The 19,506-nt window shown below is 36.4% G+C and carries 14 protein-coding genes; 5 read left to right on the top strand and 9 right to left on the bottom strand.

What is annotated here, in order from left to right; genetic code table 11:
- Nucleotides 1-24: 24 nt before the first annotated feature.
- The 3 genes from glmM to DWB61_RS02945 form a co-directional block, all read right to left on the bottom strand.
- Nucleotides 25-1,404: a phosphoglucosamine mutase gene (gene glmM, locus DWB61_RS02955; RefSeq protein WP_125029404.1), complete on the bottom strand. Its 1,380-nt coding sequence runs from the start codon at nucleotides 1,402-1,404 to the stop codon at nucleotides 25-27.
- Nucleotides 1,405-1,464: 60 nt separating this feature from the next.
- Complete coding sequence (locus DWB61_RS02950; RefSeq protein ID WP_125029403.1) at nucleotides 1,465-2,364, bottom strand: nucleotidyltransferase family protein; 900 nt, start codon at nucleotides 2,362-2,364, stop codon at nucleotides 1,465-1,467.
- Nucleotides 2,365-2,471: 107 nt separating this feature from the next.
- Entirely contained in the window at nucleotides 2,472-3,698 is a 1,227-nt protein-coding gene (locus DWB61_RS02945) for an ROK family protein (protein ID WP_125029402.1), read from the bottom strand.
- 190 nt (nucleotides 3,699-3,888) lie between these two features.
- Between DWB61_RS02945 and DWB61_RS02940 the strand changes: the two genes are divergently transcribed.
- A complete protein-coding gene (locus DWB61_RS02940; RefSeq protein WP_125029401.1) occupies nucleotides 3,889-4,740 on the top strand; it encodes an FKBP-type peptidyl-prolyl cis-trans isomerase in 852 nt (283 codons plus the stop codon).
- 95 nt (nucleotides 4,741-4,835) lie between these two features.
- On the opposite strand, the gene DWB61_RS02935 is transcribed toward DWB61_RS02940, so the two are convergent.
- Nucleotides 4,836-5,588: a lysophospholipid acyltransferase family protein gene (locus tag DWB61_RS02935; RefSeq protein WP_125029400.1), complete on the bottom strand. Its 753-nt coding sequence runs from the start codon at nucleotides 5,586-5,588 to the stop codon at nucleotides 4,836-4,838.
- Between the two features lie 266 nt (nucleotides 5,589-5,854).
- On the opposite strand from DWB61_RS02935, the gene DWB61_RS02930 reads away from it, so the two are divergent.
- The 3 genes from DWB61_RS02930 to DWB61_RS02920 all read left to right on the top strand — a co-directional run bounded on the left by DWB61_RS02930 (nucleotide 5,855) and on the right by DWB61_RS02920 (nucleotide 9,499).
- A complete protein-coding gene (locus DWB61_RS02930; RefSeq protein WP_158614355.1) occupies nucleotides 5,855-7,264 on the top strand; it encodes a M64 family metallopeptidase in 1,410 nt (469 codons plus the stop codon).
- 120 nt (nucleotides 7,265-7,384) lie between these two features.
- Nucleotides 7,385-8,056: a Crp/Fnr family transcriptional regulator gene (locus tag DWB61_RS02925; protein WP_125029398.1), complete on the top strand. Its 672-nt coding sequence runs from the start codon at nucleotides 7,385-7,387 to the stop codon at nucleotides 8,054-8,056.
- A 243-nt stretch (nucleotides 8,057-8,299) separates the two neighbouring features.
- Nucleotides 8,300-9,499, top strand: coding sequence for an FprA family A-type flavoprotein (locus tag DWB61_RS02920; protein WP_125029397.1), 1,200 nt, complete (start codon nucleotides 8,300-8,302; stop codon nucleotides 9,497-9,499).
- A 259-nt stretch (nucleotides 9,500-9,758) separates the two neighbouring features.
- On the opposite strand, the gene DWB61_RS02915 is transcribed toward DWB61_RS02920, so the two are convergent.
- Nucleotides 9,759-11,837, bottom strand: coding sequence for a glycoside hydrolase family 97 protein (locus DWB61_RS02915; protein ID WP_125029396.1), 2,079 nt, complete (start codon nucleotides 11,835-11,837; stop codon nucleotides 9,759-9,761).
- 506 nt (nucleotides 11,838-12,343) lie between these two features.
- Nucleotides 12,344-13,927: a DUF6377 domain-containing protein gene (locus DWB61_RS02910; protein ID WP_125029395.1), complete on the bottom strand. Its 1,584-nt coding sequence runs from the start codon at nucleotides 13,925-13,927 to the stop codon at nucleotides 12,344-12,346.
- 197 nt (nucleotides 13,928-14,124) lie between these two features.
- On the opposite strand from DWB61_RS02910, the gene DWB61_RS02905 reads away from it, so the two are divergent.
- Entirely contained in the window at nucleotides 14,125-16,197 is a 2,073-nt protein-coding gene (locus DWB61_RS02905; protein ID WP_125029394.1) for a prolyl oligopeptidase family serine peptidase, read from the top strand.
- Between the two features lie 76 nt (nucleotides 16,198-16,273).
- Here DWB61_RS02905 and ilvA read toward each other — a convergent pair whose 3' ends face one another.
- The 3 genes from ilvA to leuD form a co-directional block, all read right to left on the bottom strand.
- Nucleotides 16,274-17,539 (bottom strand): threonine ammonia-lyase IlvA, encoded by a 1,266-nt coding sequence (gene ilvA / locus DWB61_RS02900; protein WP_197091154.1) that lies wholly within the window; start codon nucleotides 17,537-17,539, stop codon nucleotides 16,274-16,276.
- Between the two features lie 99 nt (nucleotides 17,540-17,638).
- A complete protein-coding gene (gene leuB / locus DWB61_RS02895) occupies nucleotides 17,639-18,715 on the bottom strand; it encodes a 3-isopropylmalate dehydrogenase (RefSeq protein WP_125029393.1) in 1,077 nt (358 codons plus the stop codon).
- Nucleotides 18,716-18,812: 97 nt separating this feature from the next.
- The gene (gene leuD, locus DWB61_RS02890) at nucleotides 18,813-19,403 is read right to left on the bottom strand and encodes a 3-isopropylmalate dehydratase small subunit (protein WP_125029392.1); all 591 of its coding nucleotides are present in this window, start codon (nucleotides 19,401-19,403) and stop codon (nucleotides 18,813-18,815) included.
- Between the last annotated feature and the right edge of the window lie 103 nt (nucleotides 19,404-19,506).

The raw sequence follows: 19,506 nt of genomic DNA, 5'->3' as shown, positions 1-19,506 counted from the left end.
TCTTTATGTCTGAAAAAGACACATTTAAGCTGTAACTGCCATTAATTGCTTGACACATTCAGCCAAGTCCTTTGCATATTTTGCAGTTGTTGCTTCCGCATAAATTCGTATGATTTGTTCGGTATTCGATTTTCTCATATGTACCCACCCTTCTGGGAAAGTGATTTTTAATCCGTCAATCGTATTGCTTGGGTAATCGATAAATTTTCTACGAACTTGTTCCAAAATACTATCTAAGTCTGCAACTCCTTCTAGTTCAATTTTCTGTTTTTCAATCTTATAATCAGGATAAGTCGCTCGCAATTCAGCAGAAGTCATCTTACTCTTAGCCAAGTAAGTCAGAAATAAAGCTACACCAACAAGAGCATCTCGACCGTTATGCAATTCTGGATATATCACGCCTCCGTTACCTTCGCCACCAATGGCAGCAGTTTGCTTGTTCATTTCTCTCACCACATTAACTTCACCAACTGCTGATTCGAAAAATTCAACGCCATGCTTTTCTGCAATCTCGCGTAAAGCCATAGTCGATGATAAATTGGCAACTAAAGCCCCTTTGGTATGCTGAAGCACATAGTCAGCAACAGATACTAACGTATATTCTTCACCAAAGGGAGTTCCATCATTACAAACAAGAGCTAAACGGTCTACATCAGGATCGACGATGATTCCCAGATCTAGCTTTTCCTTCTTTACCAGTTCACTAATCTCCACGATGTTTTCAGGAAGTGGTTCTGGATTATGAGCAAAATTCCCATCGGGCACACAATTGATTTCGGTCACTTTATTAACACCCAGAGCTTTTAAAAGGCGAGGAATAGCAATCCCACCCACGGAGTTTACAGCATCAACTGCTACTGAAAAATCAGAGGCAGCAATAGCATCAGCATCTACTAAATCCAAATCAAGTATGTGTTGGATATGCTTATCTAAATAACTTTCGTCTTTTGAATAGGAACCCAGATCATCAACCTCGTTATAGGTGTAATTTTTATCTTCAACCAACTTAAGTAAATCCTTTCCATCCTGATCAGAGATAAATTCACCTTTACTATTCAATAATTTCAGTGCATTCCAGTTCTTAGGATTGTGGCTCGCTGTAATAATAATACCGCCACCAGCATTCATGTCGGTCACAGCCATTTCCACAGTTGGAGTTGTTGCTAAGCCAAGATCAATGACTTCAATCCCAACTGAAATTAAAGAACCTACAACAAGTTGGTTTACCATTTCACCACTGATTCTCGCATCACGACCAATCACTAGCTTTTTTGAAGCACCACTTTTTTGAAGCCACATACCAAAAGCTCCAGCAATACTTACTACATCCATAGGTGTTAGAGCCTGACCAGGTCTGCCTCCTATTGTGCCTCTAATTCCAGATATTGATTTAATTAAAGTCATTGTAATTCTTCTTTAGGGTAATTTCATTCTATTTAGCAAACACCTACGTTAAGGCATTAATTAATTCCATAATTTTGCTGGGTATACACCTTGTTCAACCAGTTCTAAAATAGCTTTAGCCGCTTTTTCCTTGTCCTCACGATAAGTCACACCAAACCATTGAGCATCTGACTTTAACACTTTAACACTTGTATTACCACCATCAATTATCTTAGCAACAACGGAAGGAATAAAAAATTCTGATTTTAACTCCTGTCCAGCTTCTGCTAAAAAGCTTCTAAATTGGTCTTCTAAATGCTCAAAAAGTTGAGGTTTAAAACCCCAGAAATTCATTGAAACCGTTGTGTCTCCAGCAAGAGGAATCCATTTATCATCTTCTTTATAAGCAATTCCTTCTGAAAGTTTTTCGATATGAATTCGTTCAACAACTGTCTCTAAATGCTCAATTACATTCGTAGAACAAACACCACGAGAAACAGACCCATTTTCGGAAATGGTATTGGCAAGCTTGTACCCAACCATAGCATATTCTTGTTCTGAAATCGAGTTCTTTAAGAAATCTGCCATAGTCATAAATGCCTCTACACCATAATAGTCGTCAGCATTAATAACTGCAAATGGCTCGTTAATGCATTCCTTGGCCATTAAAATTGCATGACCAGTTCCCCAAGGCTTCTCTCTATCTAAATTATAAGATGAACCTTCTGGTACTTTTTCAATTTCTTGATTCACATAGCCCACTTCTATTTTCCCTGCAAGTTTTGAATCAAAGAGCTCTTTAAATTCTTTTTCAAATCCTTCTCTTATGACAAAAACGATTTTACCAAATCCTGCTGCAATAGCATCATGAATTGAATAATCAATAATCGTTTCTTGAGATGGGCCAATTGGATCAATTTGTTTTAATCCACCATATCGGCTTCCCATTCCTGCTGCAAGTACTAATAATGTCGGTTTCATATGATTTTAAATTTTATATGTCTGTCACAAGTAAGTCAGTAGACAATCACTCATTAGTTCTTCGAATGCCCCAAATAACTTCTTTCTAAAACTTATCTATTTATATCTTAACTTATTCTTAAAACTTCTTTCATAACATTGGACAGGGTTCCCATTAAGGCTGCATCATCCAATAAATCAGAACAAACCACCTCTGTTTCAGAACTAATCCTTTCCATTGCATATTTATTCAGAACCATATTTACAGGGTCTACAATATATTTTCCAGTATGAGCCAATCGTCCTCCCAGGATGATCATTTCCGGATTGAGAAGGTGAATTAAAGTCACCAGTCCTTTACCCAAATATTCACTCATCTTATTCAGCTGATCAATAGCAAACTGATCACCGTTAATAATAGCACTTACCACTGCTCTTAAATCAATATTATGACCTTCTTCTTTATATTGGCTTAATAAACTTGGTTGTCCTTTATCTACAGCCTCTCTGATATTTTTGACCAAAATTGTTCCGGAGATTAAAGTTTCTAAACAGCCTATTTTCCCGCAATAACAGAGGTCGCCATCCGGATCAATTAGTATGTGTCCAAATTCACCTGCAAAACCATTCTTTCCACAATATAACTGCCCATTTAATATGACACCAAGACCTATCCCGTTACTAAGATTGAGACACAGAACATCCTTCTTACCTTTTGCCTTTCCAAATGCTTTTTCCCCCAAAGCCATCATTCTAGCATCATTATCTAATACAACAGAAAAACCAAGTTTCTCACTCAAATAAGCACTCAAGCCTTCTTTTGTAAAAGACAAATGCGTAAACGAAATACCGTTTTTAGCATCAACTAAACCCGGTATTGAAACGCCCATGGAAAGAATTTTTCCTGCGGTTAAATTCATTTTTGTGAGCATCTGATTAACCCTAATAACTAAATCATCAGTATACTTAGGTGAATTTTCCAGTTCACAGTTTTTGTATTCTTCCCTGCAAACAAGCTTATTATTTAAATCAAATAGAGCAATATTAAGCGTATGTAAATTGATATCAACACCAATCACATATTGATATTCTGGATTTATGCAATATAAATTTGGTCGTCTACCACCTATAGACTCACCGATACCATCATCAAGTAAGATTCCGAAACCAATCAAATCATCAACCAATGCAGCAACCAAAGGCTGACTCATTTTTGAATACTTCACAATTTCGGCAATAGAGGCTTTTCCATTCTGGTAAACATGGGAAACAATTTTACGGTATTGCTCCAATTTTCGTTTTCTGGCATTTGCTGTTCCAGCAACCTCTTTCTCATATTTGAATTCTGGTCTCAATCTGACTTTTTTTAGTTTGGATTAATTTTCGTGATAAAAGTATAAATATTTTTAAAAGATGCATCATCTTTAAAAATCTTTTTTAAAAGTATTTTTTAAAAGCCTGATGATGTATATAAAGAGTGAGATACTATACCCTTTTAAAACTTGTAGTTTTTACTATATTTGACCGCAACAAAAAAAATGAGATATGAAATACACCCTATTTATTTTAGCAATTTGTCTTTTTGCTTCTTGTAGCAAAAACGAAGAAACAAATTACATCGAAGAAAACGAGAAAGATATTATTGAATATGTCCAAACACATAAGCTAGATGCAAAAAAGAGTAGCACAGGTTTGTATTATGTGATTGACGAGGCTGGGACTGGTAAAGAAGCAAATCCAGATTCGTACGTCAATGCATCATACAAAGGTTATCTTACAAATGGGGACGTATTTGATGAAAGTGATTCAAATGGTATTTATACCTACTTACAACAAGTAATTCCGGGATGGGCAGAAGGGATAAGCCATTTTAAAGAAGGTGGCAGTGGTAAGCTTTTAATACCTGCTCACCTTGCATATGGAAATTCTAGTAATGGTTCCATTCCTGCAGGTTCCGTCCTTATTTTTGATATTAAATTGATAGAAGTATTCGATGATATAGACTCACTTTATGAAAGTAAAAATGAGTACGAGATCACAACATATATAGCAGAAAATGATCTCAATGCACAAAAAACCGAATCGGGTTTATATTACGTCATTGAAGAAGAAGGAACTGGTACACAACCTACGGCCAGTTCAAATGTTACCGTTGCCTACAAAGGTTATTTCATAAATGACTCTGAATTCGACAGCAGTAAATCAGATGGCATTTCTTTTGATTTACAAAAAGTAATTAAAGGCTGGACAGAAGGCATCCCCTATTTTAAAGAAGGCGGTAAAGGCAAACTTTTAATTCCATCACATTTGGCTTACGGATCAAGAGGAACAGGACCTATTCCTGGAGGAGCTACTCTAATTTTTGACATCCACCTGATCAAGGTTAATCAAGATTAAATATCTCCTTAAAAGATAAAAAAGGCTTGCCCCTAAGTTTTCACTTAAGGGCAAGCCTTTTATATTTTCTTTAATTTCTAAAATATGACTTTGCTTTATACGCCATATTTTTCTTGTAAAGGCTGATTTATAATTGCCTTAAGTTTTTCTTGTAAAGCATCTGCATCTTTCTTAATATATCCTTCGGTAGATATAGGAGGATGGATGACAACCTCAGCAACACCTGGACATGCATTTCCTTTAAACAAACTAGCACGCTGAAGTCTTTTCCAATTAGTAGTTTGAGTAACTGGTAAAATTGGAATGCCCATTTGAATCGCAATTGATACCGCCCCAGACTTAAACTCTCCTAATTTTGGTGCATGAGTTGGAATAGTTCCTTCTGGTAAAATAACCAAAGGGTGACCTTCTTTTACGACATCCATCATAGCTTTAAAACTCTTTAAGGCTCCTAATCTGTTATGTCTATCAACCAATATATTCATACCTGAAGTATAGAAAATATGGAATAAAGGCCACTTTTCAATTTCCTTTTTACCTGTAAAAACAAAATGCTGATCGAAAATCGCATATAAAGGTGCTGGATCGAGAAATGAAGTATGATTGGAACAAATTAAAAAGGGTTGATCTCTAAGAATATTCTCTTTCCCCTTAACTCGTAAATAAATACCCGACCCATATAACCAGACTCTGGCATAGACTCTAATTATTTTAAAAGCAGCCGGGAAGCGTTCTTTCTTAGATAGGAAAAACTTGAATAGTGGGTAAAATAGCACTAAAGTCAATACAAAATAAAGTAAAAAGTAAATTTTGTATATCAGTTTAAAAGGGAATAAAATGTATTTCATTTTTTCAATAAGTCATTTAAAGATCAGTATCAGATCAATTTCATATAAAAGTATGATAATTTATACGAGTCAATCCAATATTCGACAAAATTAAAATATCCTCAAAAATATCCATCATAATTTATAAGAATATCTATATTTTAACTCAGCAAATTCATAATACCATGAAAATTGTGACAAATGGGTTTATGACATTAAGCATCTTTCCTAAAGGAGATATTCCTTATCTTGTGAGCTTAAAGAAAAACAAGCTAAACACTAATACTATGAAAAAGATTTTTGTATTTGCCTTAATCCTAGTGGGCTTTTCCACTTTTGCTCAGGCACAATATGCAGATTATTTTACTTCTGCTACCATGCGATTGGATTACAATCATGTTGGCAACTCAGAAGAAGAACATTTTGCTTTCGATCAAATGGTAAATGATGGTGAATGGGCAGGAAGTAAGACTGTATTGATTGATGAATTGAAATTAGGAAAATATTTTTTCGAAGTAAAAGATCCTAAGTCAGGGAAATTGCTTTACTCTCGTGGTTTTGCAAGTATTTATGGGGAGTGGGAAACAACCCCTGAAGCGGATACTGAGTGGGGAAGCTTTCACGAGTCGCTACGTTTTCCATGGCCCAAGAGTGAAGTAAATGTTACCATCTTAAAAAGAAACATCAAAAATGGTTTCGATCCAGTTTGGACTTATAAGGTAAATCCTAAACATCATCGTGCATTTACCAATCCTGTAACAAATCATTACAATACAATTGATATTGTTGTGAATGGGAAACCTGAAAAGCAAGTCGACATTGTGGTATTGGGTGAAGGTTATGCCAAGAAAGATATGGCTAAATTCAAGAAAGATGCTCAGCGTTTTGCAGAGGTTCTTTTAAACACTGAACCATACGCTTCTTTTAAAGACAAATTCTCAATCAGAGCGGTAGAAACACCGTCTCCAGATTCAGGTGTTAACCATCCTCATCAGGATATTCATACGCGTTCTGCCCTTTCAGTAACTTATGGTGCTTTTGATTCTGAACGATATGCTTTAGGATACGATAACAAAACCATTCGCAATGCTGCAGCTGCCGTTCCTTACGAATTTACAGCCATTCTAATGAATGATTCCATTTATGGCGGTGGCGGTATTTATAACTTATATATAACTGCAGCCGTTAATAATGCTTTCCAGGAATATTTATTTGTACACGAATTTGGTCATCACTTTGCTGACTTGGCTGATGAATATTATACATCGGCAACTGCCTACGAAATGGATGCTGAGCATATGGAACCCTGGGAGTTAAATGTAACGGCTAATACTGATCCTGAAACCATCAAGTGGAAAGATATTGTAACACCTGGCACGCCAATTCCTACACCTTGGGAAAAAGAGAAATATGACGAGCACAGTATAGCTATTCAGAAAAAACGTGTAGAAATGCGTAAAGCTAAAGTTGACGAAAAAGTTATGGAAGAATTCTTTATCAAGAAAAGAACCTGGGATGATAAACTATTAGCTAATATGAAGCACAGTGGTAAAGTTGGTGCTTTTGAGGGAGCTCAGTATAAGTCGAAGGGTTTATATCGTAGTGCAGCAAACTGTATCATGTTTACACGTCACGACGAATTCTGCCCGGCTTGCCAAAGAGCAATTAAGATGATTATTGATCAGTATTCTAACTAGAATTCTACTCGAAACAAGATATCTAAAGCGATTCATTTAAAATGAGTCGCTTTTTTCATTCCATCAAGCTTACAAATAAAAAAATAAAGATATCTTAGTCTTGAATTTATAAAATAGAAAATGCTAAGTCAACAACTCATACAATCACCCGTTTTTAGGGGCATAACTGCCGACGAAATGGATCTTATTATCGAAAAGATTCAATACCGTATACGAAAATATCAAAAGGGAGATATGGTAGCTTTTCGTGAAGATCGTTGCGAAAACTTAATGATTGTTCTTAAAGGAAGTGTAAAAGGTGAGATGCTCGATCCTTCAGGAAAAACAATTAAGATTGAAGATATTATGGCGCCCTACCCTATTGCTTCAGCTTTTCTTTTTGGACAGAAAAATCAGTTTCCGGTGAATGTTACTGCCAATGCTGATGTAGAAATATTTTTCCTTGATAAACAAGCAGTGATTGAGCTTTTTCAGGACAACAAGGTTTTCTTGGTTAACTATCTTAATTCCATATCAAATCGCTCTCAATTCTTAGCTCAGAAACTTCTCTTTTTAAGTTTTAAGACCATTAAAGGAAAGCTTGCGAACTTCATATTAAAACAAGCAGCTCCAGATAAAGAAAAAATAGAACTTCCAAAATCTCAGGCAGAGATGGCACAGTTCTTTGGCGTGACTCGCCCATCCTTTGCTCGAAGTCTAAAAGAAATGGAACAAGAAGGCATGATAGAAGTGAATCGTCGTGAAATTAAAATCCTAAATAGACAAGACCTAATGCGCTTAATGCAGCAGTAAACTTATTCATTAAGCTTATAAATAAGAGCAAGCAACAAACACACACTAATTATCAACACTTTACACTAACCATCCTTCATTCCATTCTTGATAAAAGACATTTTTATCCTTTTAAGAAAAAAAAATAATATTACTTTTGTGCTCGAAAGCAAGCATGACTTAAGAGGTCTTATAATCACCTCATTCATGCCCAATTTCAACTGAGAAACGAAAACAATATTCAAAACATATAAATCTTTAAGCATGCACAACAGAGTTAACATTAGCGATAAAATTTATTGGGTAGGATGTAATGACAGAAGAACTCATCTTTTCGAAAATTATTGGCCTATTCCTAAGGGAGTCGCATACAATTCGTATGTTATTGTTGACGAAAAAATAGCAATTGTTGATACCGTTGAAAAAGGGGCTATGGATGAGTACCTTGATAATATCGAAGCGGTATTAGATGGTCGTCAGGCAGATTACCTAATTGTGAACCATATGGAGCCTGATCATTCAGGATCTATTCGTTCATTAACGGAGCGTTACCCAAATATGCAGATTGTTGGTAACAAGAAGACTTTCCCAATGTTGAAAGGTTTTTATGGTATCTCAGAAAATCTATTAGAAGTTAAAGAAGGTGATTCTATTGATTTAGGTGAGCACAAGCTAAACTTTGCAATGGTTCCAATGTTGCACTGGCCTGAGACTATGGTCACTTTTGAATCAACAAAAGGAATTCTTTTCTCTGGTGATGCTTTTGGTGCTTTTGGTACTTTAGATGGTAGTATTTTCGACGATGAGTTGGATCTTGATTATCTTGAAGAAGAAATCAGCCGTTACTACTCGAATATCGTAGGAAAATACGGTAGCCCAACACAGCAGGCACTTAAGAAATTAGGTGGTTTAGATATTAAAATGATCTGTGCAACTCACGGTCCTATCTGGAGAACACATATTGCTGAAATCATTGCTAAATACGACAAATGGAGTAAGTACGAAACTGACGAAGGGGTTGTGATTGTATTCTCTTCGATGTATGGTAATACTGAAAAGATGGCTGACAATATTGCTCGCCAATTGGTTAAGCGTGGTATTAAGAAGATCAGAATTCATGATGCTTCTAAAACACATCCTTCATATATCATCAACGATATCTTCCGTTTCCGTGGTGTCATTTTAGGATCTTGTGCCTACAATGGTGGATTATTCCCAGCTATGGAAACACTTATTCACGAGCTACAGAATATGGCTGTTAAGAACCATATTCTAGGTATTTTCGGATCGAAAGCCTGGGGTGGCGGTGGTGTTCGTACACTAAGTAAATTTGCCGAAGCAATTAAGTGGGAAGTTGTTGCAGAACCTGCTGAAGCACTTTGTGCTCCTGCTAACAAGGATTACAACCAGTGTGAAGAAATTGCTGAAAGCATGGCGAATCGTTTGAAAGAATTATACAGCTAAAAAAAGATTTGAGATTTTAGATCTGAGATTTATGCATTCATCTTAGAGCTTATCAATTGATATATAAAGTCCCTCAATTATCGAGGGACTTTTTTTTATGTATCAACCTGCAACAAAAAATCCCAACTGCACATGACATACAGTTGGGATTAAATCCGATAGTTATCGGATCGAACGAGATCTTTAGAATCTTAATATTGACAATAGTTGTGAATGGGATCAGTAAATCATCACATCAACACATTCTCGTATCATCATATTATTTCACTTCAATCAAAGAGATTGCTGCACCACCACCTGCAGCAAGATGTAAGTCAAGTGTTGACTTAGCGTCTACAATTAGCTTTTCAATCTTATAATCGGTAGGGTTTTTATCCCAATGTGCTTTGTCACCATCCAAATAAAGAACAGCTTGATACTTTTTCCCTGCTGGAAGGAAATCCAAATTAATGCTCATATCCCTGGCATTTTCATCGCTAATGGCACCCACAAACCAGTTGTTTGAAGCTCTGTCTTGTCGAGCAATGGTCACAAAGTCACCAATTTCACCATTAAGTACTTTAGATTGTTCCCAGTTAACCACAACATCGCGGATAAACTGAAAAGCTGGATGTCCTTTATAATTCTCAATTAAATCTGGTACCATCTGAATTGGGCTATTTAATACAACATATAGAGCTAACTGATGCGCCAAAGTCGTATTCACCTGGTTATTCTCTTTATAAGGCTTCAATTTAATATTGAAAATACCCGGCGTATAATCGATAGGTCCTGCTAACATACGAGTGAAAGCCACAATTGGCAGGTGTTCTGCAGGATTACCTCCATCACTTGACCAAGCGTTAAACTCCTGTCCACGCAAACCTTCACGAGCAATAGCATTGGGGTAAGTTCTGCGTAAACCCGTTGCTTTAATTGGTTCGTGAGCATTCACAGCCACCTTATACTTCGCTCCCATTTCCAAAGCACGACGGTAATGATTCACCATCCACTGTCCATGGTGATATTCCCCTTTAGGAATTAGTTTGCCCACATAACCCGTCTTAACAGAATGGATACCCAATGAATTCATCAAATGATAAGCCGTATCCAATTGTTGATCGTATGTGCGAGGTGCAGCAGAAGTCTCATGGTGCATAATCAACTCTACTCCTTTTTCTTTACCATAGCGTACCACTTCAGGTAGATCGTAATCATCATACGAAGTCACAAAATCAAAAACGCCTTCTCGATCTTCAAAACCAATCCAGTGTTCCCAACCTGTGTTCCAGCCTTCAACCAAAAGACCACCGATATTATTTTCTGATGCAAAATCGATCAATTCCTTGGCATATTCAGTAGTAGCTCCATGTCTTCCACTGGCTTTATCCCAGGTCTTGGTTCCCAAGTGCATATCCCACCATATACCCACATACTTCATCGGGGTGAAATACGATACATCTCCAATCTTGTTCGGTTCGTTCAAATTTACAATTAAGTCTGATTGGATTAAATCACCTGCTTTCTCAGCAATTTGAATGGTTCTCCAAGGCGTGTGAAATGGTAAACTACGCTTAACCTTATAATCCGTTCTTTCTGATCCTACCAAAGTAGAAACCATCTTCATATTCGAAGTATCAACTTTCAGTGTCATTCCTGAATAATCCGTCAGGTTAGCTTCATGAAAACTCAAATAGATTCCCTCAGCCGTTTTCATACTCACCGGTGTGTTCACTGCATTATTAGGTATTGATGTTTGTGCCAAACTCGCATGACCACGCAATTTAGTCGCATCAATCTCTGAGAACTTGGTCGTATGATAAAGATGTTCATAGATATCCCAGTCTCCAGGAATCCACCAGACCTTATGGTCGCCAGTTAACTTAAACTCTGTATTCTCTTCAGCAATCAATACCTCTTTCATAGCATCTTGCTCAGGGAATTCGTATCTGAACCCCACCCCATCATTATAAGCTTTTAACTCCAGATTCATTTTTCTGTTGGGTGCTTCTTTCTCTACTAAAAACACAATAAGTTGATTAAAGTGATCTTCAACCATGCGCTTTTCGCCCCAAGGCATTTCCCATGTAGACTTACTACTGGTGTGTTTTACTGATACAATTTCCCAGCCCGACTTGATGGCTGGCATATTGGTAAAATCGAAACCCAATGTTGAAGGATCAATAACTGATTTCCCATTGAAGTTAACTTGATAAGTTGGCTGACCAGTCTCAAGATTAATTGAAATGGCAATTTTACCATCAGGTGATTTAAGTTCTTGTTTTTGCATATTGCCATTACAAGAAACCATAGCCATTGTCAGGATGAGCAAGCCAAATAAAAGTCTTTTAATGTTCATGATTTTATAATTTGTTTTTGACTGTTTTCGATAATCAAAATAAGAGCATTCAATTTCCAATAACTAAAATATAAAGCAATATATAGACGAATAAAGACAAAACAAAAACCTAAACCATTAATATACGACGAGTTAAACAAGACTTAAATGCATTAAAATATAGATAAGATCTAAAGGCTACCAATAGGATTTATATCATAAAACAAACATATCTGCAGAAATTCCACTTCTAAAAACAATTACGGAATAGATTAATTTGCATGCTTTGTTCACCTCCTCGGACTTGTGTTATTGTTTTTTTTCACCCCTACACGAAGTTATGAACATTGTCTTGGATAAACCTCCAGGCCTTCAACTAGGAGTGATTGACGGCGTTATAAAATTATAATTACTCCACATAAAGCTATTTGGTGGCATTATAAAATTATAATTACTTTACTTAGAGCTTTCTGAGCTTTACACAAACGATCAAGCCCTTATTAGGTACTAGGGGCTGACGAATATCGTTAAACCGACTTTATCGCCATCACCTTTAAATCAAAGGCTTCGTTGGGGTAGATGGAACGATTCCTGATCTTAGTTTTGTAAGTATAAATGGTATTGACCGAAAGATTGAGAATGCCGGCGATTTTCTCACTGTCAGTCACTCCAATTCGAATTAAAGCAAAAATTCGGAGGTCGGTATTCAGAGATAAATCGTCTTTTAAAACGATGCGATCCTTTTCATCAAAAAGCTGATTGAATCGCTTTACAAAATCTGGAAAGAGTTTTAGGAAAATCCGATCAAAGTCCTCAAAAAGGCGTTGACGCTCATTCCTGGGATTGTATTTCTTTAACTCCTGTTCAATATTATCATAGGATTTGGTCATCAACTGTCGGGAAATACTTTTCTTAAAATCTTCAAGCTTATCGATGTATTGCGAACTAAAGTTGAAATAATAACCAATATATTCTTCTTTAATACGACTAGCCTCACGAAGCAATTCATTTACACAAGTTAAATTCTCATTACTATTTACAATTTCCTTTCGTGCTTGTCTCAGCTTTTGCAATTGGCGAAGGATTATCAATGAGAATGTCAATACCAAAAGGCTGATCAAACCAATCATTTTCTTCTGTTTATTCTCTTTTTGGAAACGAGCCGATTCAATTAATGGTAGCGTATATGAAATTTCAAATTTACGCTGCTCTGAACCATAAAAGTCAGCATCGGCTTTGGCCAAAAGGATGTACTGATATGCCTTATCAATATCGCCTTCTCTATAGAAAAGTTCAGCTAAGGATCGACAAGCGGTTGTTTCCTTAATTCCCGCTTTAATGTCGCCAATACTAGCTCTCATCAGAAATTCCTTAGCCTTTTCGCTTTCATTCTTGTCCGAATAAATAAAACCCAAACCTGAAGTGACAATAGCCGTCTCATGATCATTCAATTTAAAGTTATTCAAGAGATCGAAATAATGATTTTCAGCTTTTGAGAGTTCTCCACTAACCATCTCCTGAAGTGCCATTCCTAAGACTTTCTCAAAAGAGGGTTTGGGGAATTCGTCAATCAATTTTCGACTGTAATAATGCCCCAATTTTTTATAAGCCTCACTATAATGTTTGTCTCGTGAATAACCCGATAAATCGTAATAAGCCCGATAGGCAGTGCTGTAGAACTCCTTCCTTTTATCTTTCGACAAATATTGATATTCAACCGTATTTAATGTATCAATTGACGAAGTATACAAACCTTTTAAAAGCATAATCAGGCTAAGCTTCGACTTGGATTCTGCAATTTTCGACTCATCTTTTAAACGATAAGCCAAAAGATTAGCAGCTTGTGCATATTTGAATGCTGAATCGTAAACAAAATACTCGTAAGCCTTTACTGATTTCATTAAAGCTGAGAATTCCTTGTCTCTATTTTTTTCTTCCCTGGTAAATCGTAAATCCTTCAAAAGGTTTTTAATAGTTTCCTTCTTAGCTGCATCTATCTCATCGCGTTTCGAGATATAATGATCCAGCTGCTTAGACCAGTCTGTCTGGGCAATTGAAGTCTCACAAAGAATAAACTGAATGAATAATATAGAAAAGAGAAACTTTAGCATATCGAACTGTAAGTATTGAAATAAATGTAGAATACAAAATAAAGCATAAAAGTAAACTAATTTAAAATTAAAAAAAATCTGATCTTGAAATCCTATCGAACTATACATAAAGTTATTTTCACAATATAATTACTTAACTTTACTTTCTGTTAAATAATGAATGATGATCAATAATTTACATTTCCTTTAATATAAACATGAAAAAACTAATTCTTACATTTCACATTGTATTCCTATTTACAATATTAAACGCTCAACAAATTGAATATCCTGAATCTCCAAGACACAAAGTAATTGATACATTTTTCCATAACTATATCATTCATGATGATTACAGATGGCTGGAAGATGTGAGAACAGATCGTGTTAAGCAATGGATTGAATATCAGAATAGACTTACACGAAAATATACGAAAAAAGCATCTATTAAGAACAATAGTCTAAATATGATTGAAAAATACGGCACTGTTTTAAGCGAAAATGTTCAAAAACGAGGCAAGTATTATTTTTTCTACGCACGTCGCAACAATCATGCAACACCAGGATTATATCTTCAGGAAACGATCAACGGTCATGAATCCTGCCTTGTAGATCCAAATTTTATCTCATCAAAAGATAAGGTAAACATTCGCGGATTTTCCTTATCAAAAGACTCTGAATATCTAGCTTATCAATTCAATAGAAACGGTAGTGATTGGTGTGAAATTAATGTGGTAAAACTACCTTCAGGCAATAAATTGAAAGATCATTTATCTGGCATTAAATTTTCATCAATCGAGTGGAAAGGCAAAGGTTTCTTCTATTCGCGCTATCCCAACCATGGCGAATTTAACGAAACTATTGGCGAAGAAATTTATTACCACAAACTGGGCGATGAACAAAGTCAGGATCAATTGATTTTTAAGAGAAAAGATCCAACTATTCAGTTTAGCTATTATGTCAGTTCAGATGAACAATTTCTGTTACTGAGAGAAGAAACCAAGTATCATTTTAATTACTTCTATATAGACTATTTTGCAAAGCAGCCTTATTTACGTCCTCTTCTGATGAAACAAAAATCGGGCTTTGGGTTGCTAGACAGTCACAATGGTAAATTGATTATTAAAAATACCCTTAAAAACAATAATGGTAGTATTGTAGAAATAGATCCGGCTCATCCTCTTCAATGGCGAGAAATCATACCGGAGTATCCATATGGAATAATTTTATCAACCAGAATAAAATCAGATAGAATTATTTGTATCTACCAGAGCAATCAACACCCCATTCTTAAGATTTTTGATTTTCAGGGGAAAGAACTATATGCTTTGGAAATGCCTGCAGGTCATTCAGCCAATGGTTTTTATGGTGAGAAAGATGATGATAATCTCTTGTTCCGAATCAGTTCATATACCATACCACAACTTTCTTACGAATTCAACACTAAAACATTCAAACGCAAGTCAGGTGAAGATGTTCAAATCACCTATAACTTCAAAAATCATGAAACTAAATCGGTTACTTATTTATCAAAAGATGGCATAGAGGTTCCGATGAATATCGTTTACAAAAAAGGTATTAAACTTGATGGGAATAACCCAACACTTCTTAAAGCTTATGGTGGATTTGGATCAGTAACATCACCATCATTTGATCCTGGCTTGGTTTATTTTCTTGAGCAAGGGGGTGTTTTTGCATATGCCAATATTAGAGGAGGTGGTGATTTGGGAAAACATTGGGTTTTATCTGGAAGAAAACTTCATAAACAAAATTCTTTTGATGATTTTAATGCAGCTGCCGAATATTTAATAAAAGAAGGATATACTAATCCAAAGAAATTAGCAGCAACAGGTGCTTCAAATGGAGGATTGGTGGTTGCAGCTGCAGCAATTCAACGCCCCGACCTATACGCAGCCGTTGTGCCGGTTGTTGGCGTAATGGATATGATTAGATTCGAACAATTTACTGTTGGCGTTATGCATCACGATGAATACGGCACAGTAAATGACTCGACAGCTTTCGTAAATTTATTAAGTTATTCTCCTCTTCATAATATTAAAGAAGATGTGAATTATCCTTGCATGTTGGTGATGACATCAGAAAATGACGATCGAGTTCCTCCTTTCCATTCGTACAAATTTGTTGCACGATTACAAAACAGAACTGCACAAATCAATCCTATCCTTTTAAGAGTTGAAAAGTCCGCTGGCCATAATGGTCCCATTAATCACATCGAAAGATACAGACAGAAGGCAGACATGTATGGATTTATACTTGAATACCTAAAATAAAAAATAGACAAATATCAAGACATATAAATAGGAGATTGCTTTTAGGCCAATCTCCTATTCTCTAAACTAAACATACTTAAACTATAAACTGAAACAGATCTGTTTTATCATTCAGGTATTCGAAAACAAAGTTGCGATCCGTCATTCTATTCTGTAATCGTTGTAAATCATCAGGTTTCTGCACCTCTATTCCTATCACTGCTGGGCCCTTTTCACGGCTACTCTTTTTATAATATTCGAAATGAGTGATATCATCACCCGAATCGAGCACATCGTTTACAAATTCTTTTAAAGCTCCTGAGCGTTGTGGAAATCGAACAATGAAATAATGTTTCAAACCTTCGTACAAGAGACTTCTCTCCTTTATTTCTTCCATTCGGGTTATATCGTTATTGCTTCCACTCAGCACACAAACCACATTTTTGCTTTGAATCTTATCGCCCATTAACTCCAAAGCAGCAATTGATAAGACACCTGCCGGTTCTGCAACTATGGCATCCTCATTATATAAGCGCAATATCGTTGAGCAAATCAGACCTTCGGGAACAACCAAAATATCATCCAAAACCTTTTCACAGATTTTCCATGTGAGGTTACCCACTTTCTGAACCGCCGCTCCATCCACAAAACGATCGATACTTTCAAGAGCGATATTACACTTGTTATCCAAAGCCAATTTCATAGATGGAGCTCCTTGAGGTTCTACACCTATAATTTTGGTATTGGGACTAAATTCTTTAATCCATGCCCCTACACCTGAAGCCAGTCCTCCACCTCCTATAGGCAGAATTAAGTAATCAATCGGCTCATTGAATTGTTGCAATATTTCCAAACCAATTGTTCCCTGCCCCTCAATGGTTTTAGGGTCATCAAAGGGATGAATAAAGGTTTTGCCAAGTTCTGCAGCATCTGCTATGGCCTTTGAGGAAGCATCGTCGAAAGTATCTCCAGTAAGGAAAACTTCCACATAATCTCCCCCAAACATTTTCACCTGCTTAATCTTCTGTCGAGGCGTTGTTTCGGGCATATAGATACTTCCAAAACATTTCAATTTCTGACAAGAGTATGCCACACCTTGAGCATGATTTCCTGCACTTGCACAAACAATCCCTTTATCTAAACAAGCTTTACCTAGGCTTGATATTTTATTATAAGCACCTCTTATCTTATAGGATCGAACCAATTGCAAATCTTCCCTTTTTAGGTGGATATTTGCTTGATATCTACTAGATAGATTCAAATTCTTGAGCAAAGGCGATACCACGACGACATCCTGAACCTTTTGATTCGCCTTGACTATCTCCGACATTTTCGGATAATATTCTTTCTTATTTTCTGACACAATTTTCCCTTTTAATTTAAGTTTGCTCAGAGATTAAATCTCTGAGCAACTAACTTCGTCCTGTTTATAAGGCTAACCAATCCTCAATATCAAGACTAACTACAAACTATAGTTCTTTACAAAATCAGCCAACCAATCACCAACTTGGTCAGTACTATATGCTTTTTTACCATCGGCAATATCTTCAGTTACGACTCCTGCTTCGAGCGCCTCATCAACTGCTTTACGAATTAAAGCCCCCTCCTTCATCATGCCAAATGCATACTCAAACATCATAGCAGCCGAAAGGACAGTAGCACATGGGTTGGCAATATTCTTGCCTGCGGCCTGAGGATATGAACCGTGAATTGGCTCAAAAACAGAGGTGTTCACACCAATAGATGCTGAGGGCAACATACCCATTGAACCGGAAATAACACTGGCCTCATCAGTCAGAATATCTCCAAACATATTCTCCGTTACCATCACATCGAAACGCTTAGGCCAGGTGATAATTTGCATAGCCGCATTATCAACAAACATATACTCGACCTCTATTTCAGGATATTCTGGTTCGATTCGTTGTGCAGTTTCTCTCCACAATCGAGACGTTGCCAAAACATTAGCCTTATCAACAATAGTCAACCTCTTTCGACGTTTACCTGCAAACTCGAATCCCAAACGAACAATACGCTCGATTTCTTCCACGGCATAAACGCAGGTGTCGTAGGCTGTTTGTCCATCTTCAGAACGTCCTTGTGGGCGACCAAAATAAATCCCCCCTGTTAGCTCTCGTATGCACATAAAATCTGCTCCATCAACAAGTTCTGTTTTCAATGGCGACTTATGAATCAAAGATTTGAATGTGTTTACCGGGCGAAGATTGGCATACAAACCCAGCTTTTGGCGCATTGCCAACAAGCCTTGTTCGGGACGCACTTTTGCTGATGGATCGTTGTCGAACTTTGGATGACCAATGGCTCCAAATAAAACAGCATCCGAATTCATACAAATCTCGTGTGTATCATCAGGATAGGGATTGCCTACTTCATCAATGGCAACAGCCCCAACAAGAGCTTCAGTATATTCAATTTGATGCTTGTATTTTTCTGCTATTGCTTCAATGACTTTACGTGCTTGTGCAACTATTTCGGGTCCAATACCATCACCGGCTAAAACTGCAATTTTATAAGACATGTTTTGTTTATTTGTGAATGAGTTTATTTTAAATGAGTAAAAAGAAGTTATCGGTTATCAGACAAACTTCAACGTGATCTTTAACCTTTAACCATCTTTACTTTAAGCTTGATTCCTCAAAGGCTTGAATTTTATTCTTTTTATTAAGGAGATAATCAATATCATCGAATCCATTTAATAAACAGTCTTTTTTATAGGGATTAATCTCAAACTGACAAGCTTCATCATTATATTTGAGCTCTTGTTTTTCCAGATCAACAATTACTTTCTGAGAATGATCACTCTCGACAACCTTGAATAGTTTTTTCAGGAATTCAGCAGAAACTTGAACTGGTAAAACACCATTATTCAAGGCATTATTTCTGAAAATATCGGCAAAAAAACTACTGATTACAACTTTAAAACCATAGTCAGCAATTGCCCAGGCGGCATGTTCTCTTGATGAACCAGATCCAAAATTCTTTCCAGCAACCAAGACTTTTCCTGAATATTCAGATTGATTTAATACGAAATCTTTCACTGGCTCTCCTGAAGGTGAAAAACGCCAATCGCGAAATAGGTTTTCTCCAAAGCCATCGCGACTAGTGGCTTTTAGGAAACGAGCGGGTATAATTTGATCTGTATCTACATTCTCGATGGGAAGTGGTACACAAGATGATTCTAATAATGTAAATTTATCTACGGACATTGTTTGTGTTTTATAATGAGTAAAAAGGTTTAAAAGTTGAAAGGTTAAAGAGTCGAAAAGTCAAAAAACATAAAGACTCTAGTGACTATTGACCAATGACTAA

Source organism: Ancylomarina euxina (assembly GCF_003863355.1).
Taxonomy (GTDB): domain Bacteria; phylum Bacteroidota; class Bacteroidia; order Bacteroidales; family Marinifilaceae; genus Ancylomarina; species Ancylomarina euxinus.
This window is presented reverse-complemented; position numbering and strand designations above follow the sequence as displayed.